This is a genomic window from Pseudosulfitobacter sp. SM2401 (assembly GCF_042932805.1).
Classification (GTDB): Bacteria; Pseudomonadota; Alphaproteobacteria; order Rhodobacterales; family Rhodobacteraceae; genus Ascidiaceihabitans.
This window is the reverse complement of the sequence record NZ_CP170633.1, coordinates 3,459,251-3,476,031: the sequence shown is the minus strand read 5'-3', so window position 1 is coordinate 3,476,031 and position 16,781 is coordinate 3,459,251. Positions and strand designations below refer to the sequence as shown.

Genomic DNA, 16,781 nt, shown 5'->3' with positions numbered 1-16,781 from the left:
TGCTGACAGAAATTGACAGGATGGGTGCATATGAAGCTTTCGAATGCATAATTTTGGAGCTGAAAATGATCACACTTATCACCTTTCCCCCGACCTTTGGCGAACCTAGCGCGAGTTCGTTTTGCACCAAAGCGATGTACCTTCTGAACATGGCAGGGGTTGAGTGGCAGCGCCAAGATACCAATGATCCGCGCAAATGGCCCAAGGCGAAATTGCCCGCGATCACTGTTGACGGACGCACGATCGGTGACAGCAATCGCATTCGGGTTTACCTGGAAACGCTAGGGGTTGATCTGGAACCGGGGCTGTCGGATTTAGATAAATCTACCGCTGTATCAATCATTCGAATGGCCGAGGAACACATGTACTTTCATGTGGTTATGGACCGTTGGGGCAACGATGACGTGTGGCCGATAGTGCGGGACGTGTATTTCAAGGACATCCCGAAACTGCCGCGCCTGATCATCACCAAAGGTCTGCGCAAACAACTGATGAAAGGGATGCACGCGCAGGGATTGGGTCGCTGGACACCCCAAGAACGGATGGAACGGCTTGAGCCTGATTTGCAGGCGATCACTCAGCGATTGTGGCACGGACCTTATCTGTTTGGTGCGGTACCCAGCGCCGCAGATGCCAGCGTCGCGCCGGTGTTGGCCTCTATGCGTTCAACGCCGAAACCGACAGCGCTTCGTCGTCGCATCGAAGACGACAAGGTGCTGTCCGGTTACATTGATCGCGTGGCAGCAGCCTTGGGCTAGGGGCGAGAACGGTGAACTTTCCGCTTGGTCTTGTCGGTCTTGCGCTTGTGCGAGGCCGCCTTGCGACGTGGCGCGCGACCTGCAGGCGATCGACTGCCCCGCACGACTTCGACGCCTTCAACGGTCAGTAATTCCAGCGCGACGCCGCCGGTCAGTGCCTCAGCTTGCGCGAGCTTGGCGGTGACGCGTTGCCCGATCCGGTAAACGACCCCGGTATCGGCCCCTTCAAGGGTGCCCGCGTCGCCGTCGAAATGGAAATATTCATTCCCCAAAGTGCGGATAGGCACCAGCCCGTCGGCACCGGAATCGTCCAGTTTCACGAACATGCCAAACTTGGCGATGCCGTTGATTTTGCCGGTAAATTCTTCACCAACACGCTCGGACAAATAGGCCGCCAAATAACGATCAGTCGTGTCGCGCTCGGCCATCATGGACCGGCGTTCCGTGTCGGAAATATGCGTGCCGGTTTTTTCTAAATCGTCGACGTCTGCAGGTGTTAAACCGTCGTCACCCCAACCGTGTGACGTGACCAATGCGCGGTGCACAATCAGATCGGCGTAGCGGCGAATCGGCGACGTGAAGTGCGCGTAGGATTTTAGCGCGAGCCCAAAATGCCCAAAGTTATTCGGGCTGTAATAGGCCTGCGTCATGCAGCGCAGCGTCGTCAGATTGATCAATTCAGAATCATCTGTGTCGGCGGCCTGCGCCAACAGACGGTTCAAATGCGAGGTCTGCAAGACTTGCCCTCTGGCCAGCGTTAGACCCGCCGCACCCGCCGTTTCGCGCAGCGCATTCAACTTTTCAGGCGACGGTTCTTCGTGCACGCGGAACAGTAAGCCGGTCTTCTTTTCGATCAGCGTTTCAGCGGCGGCGACGTTGGCCAGCACCATGAATTCTTCGATCAGTTTGTGCGCGTCGAGACGGTCTTTGAAATTGACCGAATGGACCTTGCCGTCGTCCCCCAAAACGATTTGGCGTTCTGGCAGGTTCAGCTCAAGCGGCTGACGGCGCCCCCGTGCCTCCACCAAGGTGGCGTAGGCTGCGTAAAGCGGGGCGATAACGGGCTCTAACAAGGCTTCGCAGCGCTCGTTCGGGTTGCCATCCATGGCGGCCTGCACCTCTTCGTAGTGCAAGGACGCGGGCGAACGCATCAGCCCACGCACGAATTCGTGGCGCAGCTTTTCGCCAGTCGCACCCAGCGTCATTTTCACAGCGATACAGGCGCGCGGCACTCCTTCGTGCAGGGAACACAGATCGCCAGACAAACGGTCGGGCAACATCGGCACAACGCGGTCAGGGAAATAGGTGGAGTTCCCACGCTTGCGCGCCTCGCGATCCAACGCGGACCCCGGCGTGACGTAGGCGGCAACGTCGGCAATCGCGACCCAGATAATATGACCACCTGGGTTCGCAGGATCATCGTCAGCTTTGGCAAAACACGCGTCATCGTGATCACGCGCATCGGACGGATCAATCGTGACCAACGGCATGTCGCGCAGATCAACGCGACCTTCGAGCTCTTTGGGTTTTTGCGCGTCGGCCTCGGCCACAACGTCGTCAGGAAACGCGTCAGGAATTGCGTGTTGGTGGATTGCGATCAACGACACGGCTTTGGGTGCAGAGGGATCGCCCAACCGTTCAACAATACGCGCCAGCGGGCGGCCCATGCGACCCTTTGGTCCGGATTGTTCAGCCTCGACCAGTTCGCCGTCTTTTGCGCCGCCGGCGGTGCCTGCACCAACGATCCATTCGCTGTCGCTGCCTTTGTCGATGGGCTTGATGCGCCCGCCTTCGGCGCCGATGCGAAAGATGCCAACGATGCGTTCCGGATTGGCCCCGATGCGGCGGATCAAACGACCTTCGTATTGGTGGCTGTCTTCTTTGACTTGGGTCACGCGGGCTAGAATGCGGTCGCCTTTGCCCAGCGCTGGATCGCCAGATTTAGCGATAAACAGCACAATCGGCTCAGGCCCCGTGCCATGCCATTCGGCAGGTCGTGCAAACAGATCACCCGCATCGTCGGGGCCTGTCACAACCAGCACGCTGACGGGCGGCAAACGATCGGGATCAGAATAGCTGCGCTTGCGCTTTTCCAAATGCCCCTCTTCCTCAAGCTCCTTCAGGAGTTTCTTGAGATCAATGCGGGCAGCCCCCTTGATGCCAAACGCCTTGGCGATGTCACGTTTAGAGGTCAGGGTCGGATTGGAGGTGATCCAATCAAGAACTTCGGGCTTTGTGGGAATACGGCTCATGCCGCCTCAGGTATCATGGCCTGTCGGAAAGGTCATGTTCAAATCTGCAACCGTGTCGACATCGCGCAGAGTGTCGCAAAACGCGGTTTTGTCGGTGGGCAAAGTCGCAATCGTATCGCTGAGCGCATCGGCGCTGGACCAACGCACATTTTGGAACATTCGCGGTGGCATCGGGGTCGTGCGTTTCAGTCCGATCAACCAAAATCCACCGTCTGGTGCAGGTCCGAACACCGCATCGTTCTGACCAAGCAGATCAAAGGCCCGCGCGATGCGTTGCCGGTTGATGCCCGGAATGTCAGCGCCGATCAGACAGACCGGGCCAGCGTTTACGGCCCCCATCATCCGCGCCATACGGTCGCCTAAATTCCCGCAACCTTGCGGAACGCGCTGCAAATGCGCGGGCCACACACGGCTGGCCATCGCGGCATTGTCCGGGGCGACAGCCAGCACAATTTGCCAACGCGGGTCTTCGATATTTCGCAGCAAACGGCGGACCTGATGACGAAACCACCACGCGGCTGCGGTCATGCCAATGTCGCGCCCAAGGCGGGTTTTGACGCGACCAGCGCGGGGCTCTTTCAACATGATGATTAGGGTTTGACGCTTCACAGTTCGATTTCCATCGCTTGGTGGTCGATACCGGCGTCGTCAAAAACGGGGCCGTAAGCTGAGAAGCCCAATTTTTCGTAGAACCCCAAAGCGTGGGTTTGTGCGCCCAACGATGCACGCGTTACACCCGACTGGTTGTTTGCAGTGCGCAAACACGCGCGTATCAAATCGGCCCCAAGCCCCGTTCCACGATAGGATTTCAACACGCAAACCCGCCCGATCTTGGCCGAGGATCCGTCGATCAAAACGCGCGCGCAACCGACAGGTACGCCATTATCAGTGGCCAGTAAATGCAACGCTACATCGTCGAATTCATCGATTTCGTCCGCCTCTGACACGCCCTGTTCATCGATGAACACAGTGCGGCGTAGCGCGCGGCACGTCACGATGTCGCGGGTTTCGATGATCTGCACCGTCATGCGAAATAGTCACGCAAGATGCGGCTGTAGATCGATTTCAGCTGGTGGATGTGGGCGACGGTAACGTGTTCATCAACTTGATGCATCGACTGCCCGACAAGGCCAAATTCCACCACGGGACAATGATGTTTCACGAACCGCGCGTCCGACGTACCACCACTTGTGCTAAGTTCCGGCACGATGTTGGTTTCGGCCTGAACGGCAGCGCTGACAAGATCAGACAACCCACCGGGTGGTGTGATAAAGCTTTCGCCAGAAATCTTGACGCGCATGTCGATTTGTACGTTGAATTCGGTCGCGACGGCGTCGACTTCGCCTTGCATCCATTCGGTTAAGGCGGCGCCGCTGTGCAGGTCGTTGAACCGGATGTTCGCGGTGGCTTTGCACTGTGCAGGGATCACGTTGGTCGCAGGATTACCGGTGTCGATTGTAACCACAGCCAAGGTTGATGCGTCAAAATGATCGGTGCCTTGGTCCAGTTCATGACTGGCGAGCCGATCCATCAGGCGGGCGATGGCAGGCAGTGGATTATTGGCGCGATGCGGGTAGGCGGAATGGCCTTGGGTGCCGGTCACGGTAAAGAACGCGGTCATCGATCCGCGCCGCCCGATTTTAATCATCTCGCCCATCTGATTTGGGCAGGTGGGTTCGCCGACAAGACACACATCCATCGCCTCATTTTCCTGATCCATGTAAGCGAGCAAGGCGGTTGTGCCGTCAATCGCGTCGGCCTCTTCGTCGCCGGTGATCGCCAGAATGATGGCACCGTCGGGTGGTGTGTCTTTGACAAAATCAATGGCCGCGGCAGCAAAGGCAGCGACGCCTGATTTCATGTCTGTGGTGCCGCGACCGTACATGATGCCCTCTTTGATTTCGGCCCCGAACGGGTCCATCGTCCAGTCGTCGGGGTTGCCGATTGGAACCACATCCGTGTGACCGTTAAACCCAAAGGTTTGCGCGTGTCCTTTGGCCCCCCAACGGGCAAACAAATTGCGAATACCACCGCGGTCTGCCCAGGCTAAATCAAAACCGGCATCGCCGAGCAGCTGTGCAAGGATATCCAAGGCCCCCGCGTCAGCTGGCGTAACCGACGGGCAACGCACCAAATCTGCGGTGAGAGTGACAGGATCGATACCAGACATTGTGTGCTCCTAAGCGGTTTGGGATGTCGTCTACAGGAATGTGGCGAAAATGGCGCGATGCCAAGGGCTAAGACGTGCAAAACCATTAACAAATGCGCGTAAACCGTGTTAACGTCGTGTTAATAATATGACCCGAGGCAGGGCATTCGAGCAATACGCCGTCAATGAACGGCAATTCGTACCAACGATGTACGTTTGAAAACGCGGGGTAAACCCGTGTGGCTGCGCGTGTGATCTGTCCTCAAAAGACAAGGGCAGAGGCACATGGTAGCAGCATCAGAACTTCCCATCGATACGACCGCTACGGCAACGCAAATGGCGGAAAATATCTTTGGCAACGGTGTCGAAGTGACCGGCGCGACGTTCTACGGTGATAATGATTCATCGGGAATTTACACCAACGGCGACACCGTTTCACCGGGCGTCACGCCGGGCGATACAGGCGTCATTTTGTCGACAGGCGATGCCGAGGATTTCACAAATAGCGGTGGCAGCGGCAACGGCAATGGGAATGGCAATAACGGTAACGGCAACGGCAATGGCGGCCAACAGGCAAACCAAAGCACCAACACATCGACCAACACAAGCGGCATAAACAATTTCGGCCAATTCAACTCAGCGGCGGGTACAAACACCTATGACGCTGCAGTTTTGGATGTGGATTTCATCCCCGATGGCGACTTCATCACAATGCAGTTTGTTTTCTCGTCCGAAGAATATCCAGAATTTCAAAACTCAGTCTATCAAGATTTCGTCGGTGTTTGGATCAACGGTAGCTACGTCGAAATGCAAGTGGGCGATGGCGAAACTGACCCTGGCAACATCAACTCGACGAACAACGAAAACCTATACATCAGCAACTCCAACAGCGACTACAATACGGAAATGGATGGTTTTACCGTCACCATGACCTTGACGATTCCTGTCAATGAAAGTGAGACCAATTCGATCCGCATCGCAATCGCGGACGTGTCGGACAGTAACTATGATTCCAGCCTGCTGATCGCAGGGAATTCTGTGCAATCGCAAGTCATCGCGTTTGCTGATGACACGCACCTTGATCCCAATGGGTCCAAGGATCATGATGTACTTTCCAATGATCTCAATTTGGGCGGCGGTACACTGACCATCACGCACCTGAACGGCGTGCCAGTAACGGTTGGTGTGCCAGTCACGCTGAACACCGGTCAAACCATCATGTTGAACGCTGATGGTTCGATTAATCTGGTGGGTGACGGCGATACCGAAGATTTCAATTTCACTTACACCATCGACAACGGCACTGACACTGACATTGGCGTGGTTAACGTCAGTTCGATCCCTTGCTTTGTTGCGGGCACGCTGATTGCGACCCCTGACGGGCAACGACCGGTGGAAACCTTGTGCTTGGGTGACATGGTCGTGACCAAAGACGACGGGCCACAACCCTTGCGCTGGATGGGGTCGCGTACGGTTCCGGCCCAAGACAACTTTGCCCCGATCCGAATTCGCGCCAACACTTTTGGCCAGCACGACGAATTGTTGGTGTCACCAGAACACCGCGTGTTGATCCGTGACAGCGTGGCCGAGCTGTTGTTTGGCGAACAAGAGGTGCTTGTCGCTGCCAAAGACTTGGTAAATGACCGGTCCGTCACCCGACGTGTGGGTGGGCAGGTGACCTATGTGCACCTGATGTTTGATCGCCACCAAGTTGTCTATTCCGAAGGGCTTGCCACCGAAAGCTTTCTGCCCGGCCCGCAAACCACCAAAAGTTTCGAGCGCGCGATTGTCGACGAAATTTGCACGCTTTTCCCCGAAATAGATCCTGATACTGGGTTGGGATACAGCCCCGCAGCGCGACGTGTGCTTAAACATTTCGAGGCCAAGCTGCTTCGCAAAACCCAAGACGCGGCGTAACGCGACATGACGTGGATCGCTTCTGCTGATCATCTTGAGGGACGGTTTTCGCCCCATGGATTGGGCGTGGATCGTCAGGCTGAACCACAGCTGACGGTCGACCCGTCCAGCTTGATGGTGCGCGGGACAATCATGCTTGAAACGCGAATGAGCCCGAACGGAAAACCGCAGGTTCTGTTCGGCTACCAACGTGATTTTCCTTGGGCGCGCAGCTTGTCGATCCAGGCTATACCCGGCGGTGGTATCGCGCTGGTCCATGAACATGGTGATGACGTCAAACATGCGGCCCTGCGCTGGAAAGGCACGGGGCGTGCTGACATCGTGCGTATCACATACGCATGGGATGCGCCGCGCGGATGGGGTCGATTGTCGCTTGAACGGCCCGAAGATTCCACCGTTACGTCGGTCAATATCGTTAATCCAAAGCCACTTTTTACCCAAGATTTGCATGACGTGATGCTTGCTAAAGGCGGACGCACCTTGGCAAAAGACGCCGTATTTGTCGCCCTGTCTACAAAGATCGAACCGGTTGGTCCGATGCCAACGCTGTGCCCCTCAACGCCGATTTTGACCCCCTGGGGCACGCGGGCTGCCGGCGGTTTGCAGCGCGGCGATACCGTTTCTACGCCCGATGACGGGGCGGTTCCAATTCTGCACAGTATCCAACGCACCGTGCCAGCGCTGGGCAGCTTTGCCCCCATTCGCCTACGTGCGCCCTATTTCGGCTTGCGCCGCGATATCATCGCCGCGCCCGATCAACGGTTGGTCATTCACGGATCGGATGTGGAATATATGTTCGGTCAGGAATCCGTGCTGGTCCCTGCGCGCCACTTGGTTAACGGGTACGCCGCCCGGTACGAGCCAACAGGCGGAACGGTCACATACACCCATCTTTTGCTGCCTGCACATCAAAGCCTAATGGTGGCAGGTGCCGCGCTCGAAAGCCTTTATATCGGACGCATTCGCCGCAAAGAGGCTGATTTGCAGGCTAGTATTTTGGCACCGCTTGATCGCAATAGCTTGCCAGAGCATGGTAAACCGTTCTTTCCTATGCTCAAAGCGTTCGAAGCGATTGCGCTAGCTGCACATCGCGCGGCCTAAGCACTGCCACCGACTGATCAAACGAGACTGACACCATGTTCAAATTCATCGCATCTGCCATGTTCGCAATGGCCCTTGCCATTCCCGCGTTTGCCCAAGATTTAACGGTATCCACCGTAACCAGAGCCCCGTTTTCGATGGAAGAAAACAGTTCTGATACCGGATTTTCAATCGAACTGTGGCGCGCTGTTGCCAAAGATTTAGGCCGTGATTTTCAGCTGATCCGCCATGAAACCTTTAGTGAAATGCTAGAAGCGGTCAAATCTGGATCGTCCGATGTCGCCATCGCCAACATTTCAATCACGTCGCAACGTGAATTGGAAATGGACTTTACCCATCCGATTTTTGCCTCGGGTTTGCGCACGATGATCCCGCGCCAATCTGCGTCCAATTTTTCGATCATTTGGGCATTGGCATCGTGGGATCTGTTCTTTGCGATCATGCTGGCGTTTGGTTTGTTGCTGTTGGGCGGAATGCTGATGTGGCTGTTTGAGCGCGACAAACAAGAATATTTTGATCAACCCGCGTCCAAGGCTGTGTTTCCCGCGTTTTGGTGGGCTCTGAATTTAGTCGTAAACGGTGGGTTCGAAGAACGCATGCCGCGCTCGTTCATGGGTCGTATCTTTGGCGTGTTGCTGGTCATCTCGTCGCTTTTCATCGTGTCCATTTTTGTGGCGCGGATCACAGCGGCAATGACCGTCAGCGCGATCGAAAGCTCGGTTGGTTCTGTGAATGATTTGTACGGGAAACGCGTTGGCACAGTCACCAACAGCACAGCGCAATTGTTTCTGGATTCCCGCGATATTCGATCCCAAGAGTTCACTGGTTTTCAGGCGCTTGTGAAGGCATTTGAAGAAGAAGAAGTTGACGCAGTCGTCTTTGATTCACCAATTCTGGCGTATTATGTGAACACGGATGGGGCCAAAATCGCAGAGCTGGCAGGTCCGATTTTCCAGCAGGAAAATTATGGAATTGCCTTGCCCACGGACAGCCCGTTGAACGAGCCGATCAACCAGTCATTGCTAAAGTTGCGTGAAAACGGAACCTACGCGACGCTCTACCGTAAATGGTTTGGTGAATCGCCTTAGGCGTCAGTCAAAAAACGGGGTCATCTGCGCGATGATCACCGAATTCTCGTCCAATGCGCGCTGCATCAGATCGCGTTCTTCGTCGTCGATCTCGTGACCTTCTGCTTCGCGTTCAGCCAAAGTGCCGTAACCTGTCACGTCCAGCGGCGCAGTGTCCGCCTGTTTCAGGATCGCAACTGTTTCGCGCACGGCCTCAGCCTCGTCGATGCCGCTGGCAAAACACATTAACGCAGCACCCGTCGCCTTGGGTGGCAAGCCATCACCGTCCTTGCGGCCAATTTCGACCAGCAGGGTATAGACCTGCTGGCGGGACGGTTTTTTGGGCTTAGGCGTATTTTGGGGCGTATCAGTCACGCAACAGCTCGTTGATCGAAGTTTTTGAGCGCGTTTTTGCATCAACCCGTTTTACGATGACGGCGCAATACAGGTTCACACCGTTCTTGGATGGCATCGTGCCTGAGACAACAACCGACCCTGCTGGAACTTCGCCGTAAGACACTTCGCCGGTTTCGCGGTCGACGATTTTGGTCGACTGGCCGATGTACACGCCCATGCCCAACACGGCACCTTCGCGCACGATCACGCCTTCAACGACTTCGGAACGCGCGCCGATGAAACACCCGTCTTCGATGATTGTCGGCCCTGCTTGCATGGGTTCCAAAACGCCGCCAATGCCGACGCCGCCAGACAGATGCACGTTTTTACCGATCTGCGCGCAAGATCCAACAGAGGCCCACGTATCAACCATGGTGCCTGTGTCGACGTATGCACCCAAGTTCACAAACGATGGCATCAACACAACACCGGGCGCGATGTAGGCGGATTTGCGAGCGATGGCACCTGGGACTGCGCGGAAACCCGCAGCGGTCCATTCGTTTTCGCCCCAACCGTGGAATTTGCTGTCGACTTTGTCGAACCAGCTGACGCCTTGCGGGCCACCGGATTGCATTTCCATATCCTTGAGGCGGAAACCCAACAACACGGCCTTTTTGGCCCACTGGTTTACGTGCCAATCGCCATTTTCCTGACGTTCGGCAACGCGCAAACCGCCGCCGTCCAGCGCGTTCAACGTGTCCATGATCGCGTCACGTGTTTCGCCGGTTGTTGCAGGCGTGATCGTGTCACGTGCGTCCCATGCGGCTTCGATTGCGGTTTCAAGCTGTGCGTTTGACATCGTATTTCCCCTCAAAAACTGTTGGCGCGCTTAGACAACAAACTGTGCGTTTGTGCAATCATATCTGGGCAAGGCAGTCAGCGCAGGTTACGCCTGTGTCCAAACATAATGAGGACGACAGTAATGAGCAAAAAACAAGCACATCCGTTTCGCGATGCACATACCGATCGCACAGCAGCCAAAGGGGTTCCCGATACGCCGCAAACGCGCGCACCGGCTTATGCCTTGGCCTTTGCGGATGATGATTTCATGTGTCGCGACGAACTGCGTCCGGTGCGCTTGCAGTTGGAATTGCTCAAGCCCGAAATGCTGCTGGACGAAGCAGGAATTCAAAGCACGATTGTGATGTTTGGCGGTGCCCGTATTCCTGAACCTGCCAAAAAGGAAACTGCCCGCACCAAAACACTGGCTGACCTGTCAGTTTTCTACGACGAGGCGCGTGAATTTGCGCGTCTTATGACGCTGAAATCTATGGAAAGTGGCGGCACTGAAGACGTCATCGTGACGGGTGGTGGCCCCGGCGTGATGGAGGCGGGAAACCGCGGCGCTGTCGAAGCGGGTGGTGCGTCAATTGGGCTGAACATCGTGCTGCCGTTCGAACAGGCACCGAATGCTTACGTGACGCCGGATTTGTGTTTCAACTTTCACTACTTTGCGATCCGCAAAATGCATTTCCTGATGCGTGCCAAGGCGATTACCGTATTTCCCGGCGGCTTTGGGACGCTGGATGAATTGTTTGAGGCCTTAACGCTCATTCAAACCGGTCGCATGCAGCGCGTGCCGTTTTTGCTGTTTGGCAAAAAGTTTTGGGACGGCATCATCAACTGGGATGTGCTGGCTGATGCAGGCACGATTTCTGCCGAAGATCTGGATCTGTTCCGCTTTGTTGACACCGCCCAAGAGGCGATGGACCTTATCGACAACTGGGAAGTCGGCGAGATGCGCAAGGAAATTCCGGGCCGCTAAAAATCGCGTTTTGCCTGTGAGGCTGAGTGAAGTGCAGAACCGTGCTGCTCAGACGCTCAGTTCAGCAGGCAATGCGCAAACTTCCAAGTGATGCGGCAAAGTTTCGATAACCTGACCGGCGTCTGTTTCGCGGATGCCATAGCCAAACCCGGCCAGACGGTGTTTCCATTCGCGGGTTGACAGCGCTTTGTTACGTTCAGTTGCGACCAGCTCGACCACTTGTGCTGTGATGAAAGCGTCTTGGTTCACGGTAATAGACATTGTTTTGCTCCAATTCGTTTGTTGTTCGAGATGAGCTTGCCCGCGCAGCACGGCAGGAAACGTACTAAACTGGGGCCATTAGGCGGCAAATTACGTATAATGTGGCAAGGTTGACTGTATTGAGTCAAAATCTGCAACAGTCAGGCATCCAATATTGTTGCGAAATCTTAACCAAACTGTTTACGAAACGTGCTTAATTGAACCTAACGTAGCCACATTTAGTAAATAGGTTACTTACAACCATGTGTTTTTTGAGGAAAATGAAATGACCGTTGTAACAGATTATACTGCACTACTTTACTACCCATCCTATGCGCCGGGCCGCTGGAATGCACAGGCTGATGTCGGAACGCAGACAATTGTTACCTACAGTTTTACAGATTTAGCTGATCTGCAGTCATTAGAGGACTACGACCCATACGGGGCGACGTCCTACTGGTCCTATTCGGAAACGCAGCGCACGTTGTTCCGCGAAGTCATTGCCAAATACGAAGAAGTCGCAGGCGTCAAATTCGTCGAGGTCCAAGGATCGTCCATGATCAACGTCTTTGGTGCCGAAGTATCAGGCGTTGGTGGCTGGGCGAATATTCCGTTCTCGACAACATACGGTGACAATCCGACCGGCAACGGTAACTTTGTGAACGCTTATCAAAACATGGGCGAAGGCGACTACGGATACCAAGTGAACCTGCACGAACTGGGCCACGCCATGGGCTTGCAACACCCGCACGAAGGCGACTTAACGCTGGACCCGACGCTTGATACCCAAGCCAACACTGTCATGACTTACAACATCGAAAATCCTTACGTGACCGAACTGGGGATCTTTGACATCCAAGCCATGCAGCACATTTATGGCACGGCCGATCAAATCGACAACTGGCGCGTTTCCGTTGATGCCAACGACCTCATCACGATCAAATCCTCCAACCAAGCCGAAGTCGTTTTGGCCACGGATCAAGACAACCTGATCTTTACCTATGCCGGCGACGACGAAGTGATCGGGCGTGAAGGCAACGACAAAGTGTTCTCTGGCGGTGGTAGCGATACCATAACGGGTGCCAAAGGCGACGACAGCCTGTATGGCGGCGCAGGCGAAGATACCCTGTATGGCGGCGATGATGACGACAGCCTGTTTGGCGGCGCAGACGACGATTATCTTGATGGCGGCAACGGCACGGATCGACTGTTCGGCAGCGGCGGCAACGACACAATTCTCGGCGGCAACGACGACGATTTCGTCGTGGGCGGCGATGGTGCCGATCTGCTGTACGGCGATATCGACGCGAACCCGTATTCTGGCAATGCGACCAGCCATGACCGCGTGTCTGGCAACAATGGCAATGACACAATCTACGGCGGCGAAGGCAACGACTATCTGATTGGCGGCAATGACGATGACTTGGTCGAAGGCGGCTATGGCAACGACACATTGATCGGCAATTCTGGCAATGACACCCTGCGCGGCGGTGACGGATCCGACCGTATGTTTGGTGGCGGCGGGTCAGACACCTTTGTGTTCGACGGGGCAGATGCCAACGAAAAAGACTACATCTTTGGCTTTGAATTCAATTCAGACCTTATCGATATTTCGGCCATCGGCTTTACCTCGATCAACCAGCTGACGATCACGCAGCGTGGCGCGCACACTGACATTTCGTACAGCGACTGGTTTGAAATCACGCTGGCCAGTCGTGACGCGTCACTGCTGGATGCGAATGACTTTGTGTTCGCCTAAATTCACGAGATCCTAGGCGGATGCGCGGGTTATAGCCCTGCGTCCGCCTCGATTTGCTTGCGCGACTTACGTTCGCGTTCTGTCGCGGATTTCAACTGACCACAGGCGGCAAAAATATCTTCGCCGCGCGGTGTCCGGATCGGGCTGGAATACCCCGCGTCATGGATGATGTCCGCAAAACGGTGAATACGGTTGCCGGATGACCGTGTGTACGGCGCCCCTGGCCATTCGTTGAACGGGATCAAGTTGACCTTGGCGGGAATGCCCTCAAGCAATTTCACCAAGCGATGCGCGTCCTCAACAGAATCGTTGATGCCCTCCAGCATCACGTATTCAAACGTGATCCGTTCCGAATTTGACACCTTCGGGTAGGCGCGCAAAGCCTCTAGCAGCGCCTCGATGTTCCAGCGCTTGTTGATCGGGACCAGCTTGTCGCGGACCTCGTCCGTGGTGGCATGGAAGGACACGGCCAGCAAGCAGCCGATTTCCTGCGCAGTGCGGTGAATTTCTGGCACCACGCCCGAGGTCGACAGCGTGATACGACGGCGCGACAGCTGGATGCCTTCTTGGTCCATTGCGATCTTCATCGCATCACGCACATTTTCAAAGTTGTACAACGGCTCGCCCATGCCCATCAAAACGATGTTCGACAGCATGCGAGCCTCGTAGGTGCGGGTGCCGTGTTCGGGCCATTCGCCCAGATCATCACGTGCTAGCATCACCTGTCCGATGATTTCACCGGCCGTCAAATTGCGCACCAGTTTTTGGGTGCCAGTGTGGCAAAACGAACAGGTCAGCGTGCAGCCAACTTGGGATGAGATGCACAACGTGCCGCGATCAGCCTCGGGGATGTAGACAACTTCAACCTCGTGACCACCAGCGATGCGGACCAGATATTTGCGCGTGCCATCTTTGCTGACTTGCTTGTTCACGACCTCAGGAACCGCGATCACAAAATTCTCTGCCAGCTCGGCGCGGAAGGTTTTGGACAGGTTGGTCATTTCGTCAAAATCACGCACACCCCAATTGTAGATCCATTGCCAAATCTGACCGACCCGCATCTTGGCCTGTTTTTCAGGCGTGCCGTGTTCGATCAGCACATCGCGCATCGCCTCGCGGGTCAAACCCACCAGATTGATCGGCCCCTCCGGCAATTTGCGCGGAATGGTGACTAGGTCTTGGGTGATCGGAGCGTTCGGCGTCGACATGAAACATATCCCTCAGGGGCAAAGATGCGCCTCTATATATGCAAGAGGGGCCATAATAAAAGGATTCGAAAACGCAAAACAGCGCCGCAATGGGCGCTGCATCTGTTTCACACTGTCTTTGGCAGCTTAACCGCCGCAGCGTTTTTCCGCATCTTCAACCGCAGCCGTAAAGCCAAGCAGTGAAAACGTGTCTTTGGTTTTGGTGCCACGACCGGACACAGCGGTCACGACAGCCGACGCGCCACGCTTCATCGCCGTCACCATTTTGGTGTCATCCGCGGCACTTGCAGGCCAGGCCCATTCGCCGTCGGTAAACATCTCAAACTCGTTGCCCGAAATGTTCACGTTAACTGTGCTGCCGGACGCAAAGGTGTAGCCACCGGTAAACGCGACTTGGCCTTTGGCACCCTCGGAGGGGCGATAAAACACCATCAGCAAGATTTGGCTGCGTGTTACGGCAACAACTTGCCCATTTTTCGAATTCACAGTCTCTTCGGGTGCGGAAACGCTCCAGCACTCGGTCGGATTGCTTTCTACAAACACGCTCCATTTGGTTTTTTGCGCGACGCGGTTCGTGCTTTGATCCTGCGCCAATGCACCGGATGCAAACAGGGCTGCAGCCCCCAGCGTTCCGGTAAAAATCGTTTTAAATCCCATGTGTCCAGCCTCCAGACTGTCCTTAACCTCAACTCGTTCATGCGCTTTGGCGGGTTCTTTTTTCGACCTCGCACTTGCCAGCGCACACATTCTTCTCGACAAGTGGCACATTAGCGCGAAATGGGCGAGTTGCGAAAGCCTGATTGGCGCTTTTTTGCCAACAAAAGAGTGTGAATATGACGAATCCAGCCCCGATGGCCGAAATTTGGCGTGGTCCTTTCCTTGAAAGTGTCCATTCAGGCCATGCAGTGATCTGCGATGACAGCGGCCAAATCGTGCAGGCGTGGGGCGATCCCGATGCAGTTGTGCTGCCCAGATCGTCGTCAAAGATGATCCAAGGGGTGCCTTTGATTGCCTCGGGCGCGGCGGATGCATTCGGGTTGACGACAGAGCATCTGGCGCTGGCCTGTGCGTCCCATCAGGGCGCTGCGATCCACACCGACCGCGTGGGCAAATGGCTTGATCATCTCGGGTTAGACGACAGCGCATTTCGCTGTGGGCCGCAAACACCGAACGATGTGCCGGCGCGTGACGCTTTGATCAAATCCGACCAATCACCGTGCCAAATTCACAACAATTGCTCTGGCAAACACACCGGTTTCCTGACGCTGGCCAAACATCTTGGCGCTGGTCCTGAATACATCGAACCTGATCATCCGGTTCAGACCGCAGCACTCGAGGTTTACGAGCGTCTAACCGGCGTCACATCGCCGGGTTTTGGTATCGACGGATGCAGTGCGCCGAACTACGCCACGACCCTGTCTGGCATGGCGCGCGCAATGGCACATTTCGCGTCGGCCCCCGATGGCAGCGCCGAAGAACGCCTGCGATCCGCTATGATGTTGCACCCCGAACTGGTCGCGGGCGAAGGGCGGGCTTGCACCAATCTGATGCGCGCGATGGGCGGCAAGGTGGCGATTAAAACCGGAGCCGAGGCGTTCTTCGTCGCCATCATTCCGGAAAAGAAAATGGGCGTTGCGCTCAAGATTTCGGACGGCAGCACCCGCGCCAGCGAATGCGCGATCGCCGCGATTTTGGTCAAGCTGGGGGTGCTGGATGCAGAACATCCAGAGACGATGAAATACCTGAACGCGCCGATCCGAAATTGGGTCGGAACAAAGACAGGGACACTGCGGGCAGCACCCACGCTGATCTAGCCAATCGGCATGATTTCCGCGACTTCAACGCTGCCGCCGTGTGCGGTAACAATCGGGCAGGCTTGGGAAATTTCAATCACGCCAGCCATGTCGTCAGCGCTGATGATGGAATAGCCAGAGACCGGATTTGCCCCGCCATTGTCAGTGACGCCATCGCCGCTGACGGTCGAGGACGCGCCAACCGGATTGCCGCCATCGACGACATTGACACCGATTGATCCAAACCAAGCGTTCCACGCGGCCATCGCCTTGGCACCTTCTTCGGGGGACTGCGGGGCAGTGCCGCCGTGGTAGGCTAACAAATAATTCGGCATGTTTCTCTCCTTGGGAAATTTGAGTCGCACACCAGTTTAGC

At 55.6% G+C, this 16,781-nt stretch carries 17 protein-coding genes; 7 read left to right on the top strand and 10 right to left on the bottom strand.

All coding sequences use genetic code 11. From position 1 onward, the window contains the following. Nucleotides 1–65 precede the first annotated feature (65 nt). On the top strand, nucleotides 66–758 hold the full coding sequence (locus ACFIO0_RS17005; protein WP_390911587.1) for a Tom37 metaxin N-terminal-like domain-containing protein: 693 nt from the start codon (nucleotides 66–68) through the stop codon (nucleotides 756–758). Here the strand turns inward: ACFIO0_RS17005 and rnr are convergent. From rnr to dapE, 4 genes are read right to left on the bottom strand one after another with little or no spacing between them, the layout of a single operon-like run. Beyond that, nucleotides 755–3,010, bottom strand: a complete 2,256-nt coding sequence (gene rnr / locus ACFIO0_RS17000; RefSeq protein ID WP_390911586.1) for a ribonuclease R — start codon at nucleotides 3,008–3,010, stop codon at nucleotides 755–757. The genes ACFIO0_RS17005 and rnr overlap by 4 nt on opposite strands. Nucleotides 3,011–3,016: 6 nt before the next feature. Then, entirely contained in the window at nucleotides 3,017–3,595 is a 579-nt protein-coding gene (locus ACFIO0_RS16995) for a TIGR04282 family arsenosugar biosynthesis glycosyltransferase (RefSeq protein WP_390915355.1), read from the bottom strand. Nucleotides 3,596–3,615: 20 nt separating this feature from the next. Beyond that, nucleotides 3,616–4,038: a GNAT family N-acetyltransferase gene (locus tag ACFIO0_RS16990; RefSeq protein ID WP_390911585.1), complete on the bottom strand. Its 423-nt coding sequence runs from the start codon at nucleotides 4,036–4,038 to the stop codon at nucleotides 3,616–3,618. Then, nucleotides 4,035–5,180, bottom strand: a complete 1,146-nt coding sequence (gene dapE / locus ACFIO0_RS16985) for a succinyl-diaminopimelate desuccinylase (RefSeq protein ID WP_390911584.1) — start codon at nucleotides 5,178–5,180, stop codon at nucleotides 4,035–4,037. The genes ACFIO0_RS16990 and dapE overlap by 4 nt, the downstream gene beginning before the upstream one ends. Before the next feature lie 264 nt (nucleotides 5,181–5,444). Between dapE and ACFIO0_RS16980 the strand changes: the two genes are divergently transcribed. From ACFIO0_RS16980 to ACFIO0_RS16970, 3 genes are read left to right on the top strand one after another with little or no spacing between them, the layout of a single operon-like run. Beyond that, on the top strand, nucleotides 5,445–7,076 hold the full coding sequence (locus ACFIO0_RS16980; protein ID WP_390911583.1) for a Hint domain-containing protein: 1,632 nt from the start codon (nucleotides 5,445–5,447) through the stop codon (nucleotides 7,074–7,076). Nucleotides 7,077–7,082: 6 nt separating this feature from the next. Then, entirely contained in the window at nucleotides 7,083–8,177 is a 1,095-nt protein-coding gene (locus ACFIO0_RS16975; RefSeq protein WP_390911582.1) for a Hint domain-containing protein, read from the top strand. Nucleotides 8,178–8,212: 35 nt separating this feature from the next. After that, a complete protein-coding gene (locus tag ACFIO0_RS16970; protein WP_390911581.1) occupies nucleotides 8,213–9,265 on the top strand; it encodes a transporter substrate-binding domain-containing protein in 1,053 nt (350 codons plus the stop codon). A gap of 3 nt (nucleotides 9,266–9,268) precedes the next feature. Here ACFIO0_RS16970 and ACFIO0_RS16965 read toward each other — a convergent pair whose 3' ends face one another. Continuing rightward, the gene (locus ACFIO0_RS16965; protein ID WP_390911580.1) at nucleotides 9,269–9,619 is read right to left on the bottom strand and encodes a hypothetical protein; all 351 of its coding nucleotides are present in this window, start codon (nucleotides 9,617–9,619) and stop codon (nucleotides 9,269–9,271) included. Next, a complete protein-coding gene (dapD, locus tag ACFIO0_RS16960; RefSeq protein WP_390911579.1) occupies nucleotides 9,612–10,439 on the bottom strand; it encodes a 2,3,4,5-tetrahydropyridine-2,6-dicarboxylate N-succinyltransferase in 828 nt (275 codons plus the stop codon). Before dapD ends, ACFIO0_RS16965 begins: the two co-directional genes overlap by 8 nt. A 123-nt stretch (nucleotides 10,440–10,562) precedes the next feature. Here dapD and ACFIO0_RS16955 point away from each other — a divergent pair, with 123 nt between their 5' ends. Continuing rightward, nucleotides 10,563–11,405 carry a TIGR00730 family Rossman fold protein gene (locus ACFIO0_RS16955; RefSeq protein WP_390911578.1) on the top strand — a complete coding sequence of 281 codons (843 nt, stop codon included), beginning with the start codon at nucleotides 10,563–10,565 and terminating at the stop codon, nucleotides 11,403–11,405. A gap of 48 nt (nucleotides 11,406–11,453) precedes the next feature. Here ACFIO0_RS16955 and ACFIO0_RS16950 read toward each other — a convergent pair whose 3' ends face one another. Beyond that, a complete protein-coding gene (locus tag ACFIO0_RS16950; RefSeq protein WP_390911577.1) occupies nucleotides 11,454–11,666 on the bottom strand; it encodes a hypothetical protein in 213 nt (70 codons plus the stop codon). Between the two features lie 265 nt (nucleotides 11,667–11,931). On the opposite strand from ACFIO0_RS16950, the gene ACFIO0_RS16945 reads away from it, so the two are divergent. Beyond that, nucleotides 11,932–13,404, top strand: a complete 1,473-nt coding sequence (locus ACFIO0_RS16945; RefSeq protein ID WP_390911576.1) for a zinc-dependent metalloprotease family protein — start codon at nucleotides 11,932–11,934, stop codon at nucleotides 13,402–13,404. 29 nt (nucleotides 13,405–13,433) lie between these two features. On the opposite strand, the gene rlmN is transcribed toward ACFIO0_RS16945, so the two are convergent. Together rlmN and ACFIO0_RS16935 are read right to left on the bottom strand one after the other, a co-directional pair. Next, complete coding sequence (gene rlmN / locus ACFIO0_RS16940) at nucleotides 13,434–14,612, bottom strand: 23S rRNA (adenine(2503)-C(2))-methyltransferase RlmN (protein ID WP_390911575.1); 1,179 nt, start codon at nucleotides 14,610–14,612, stop codon at nucleotides 13,434–13,436. Between the two features lie 126 nt (nucleotides 14,613–14,738). Then, entirely contained in the window at nucleotides 14,739–15,269 is a 531-nt protein-coding gene (locus tag ACFIO0_RS16935; protein ID WP_390911574.1) for an invasion associated locus B family protein, read from the bottom strand. 176 nt (nucleotides 15,270–15,445) lie between these two features. Between ACFIO0_RS16935 and ACFIO0_RS16930 the strand changes: the two genes are divergently transcribed. Further along, the gene (locus tag ACFIO0_RS16930; protein ID WP_390911573.1) at nucleotides 15,446–16,426 is read left to right on the top strand and encodes an asparaginase; all 981 of its coding nucleotides are present in this window, start codon (nucleotides 15,446–15,448) and stop codon (nucleotides 16,424–16,426) included. On the opposite strand, the gene ACFIO0_RS16925 is transcribed toward ACFIO0_RS16930, so the two are convergent. Continuing rightward, a complete protein-coding gene (locus ACFIO0_RS16925) occupies nucleotides 16,423–16,740 on the bottom strand; it encodes a hypothetical protein (protein ID WP_390911572.1) in 318 nt (105 codons plus the stop codon). The genes ACFIO0_RS16930 and ACFIO0_RS16925 overlap by 4 nt on opposite strands. Nucleotides 16,741–16,781: the final 41 nt, after the last annotated feature.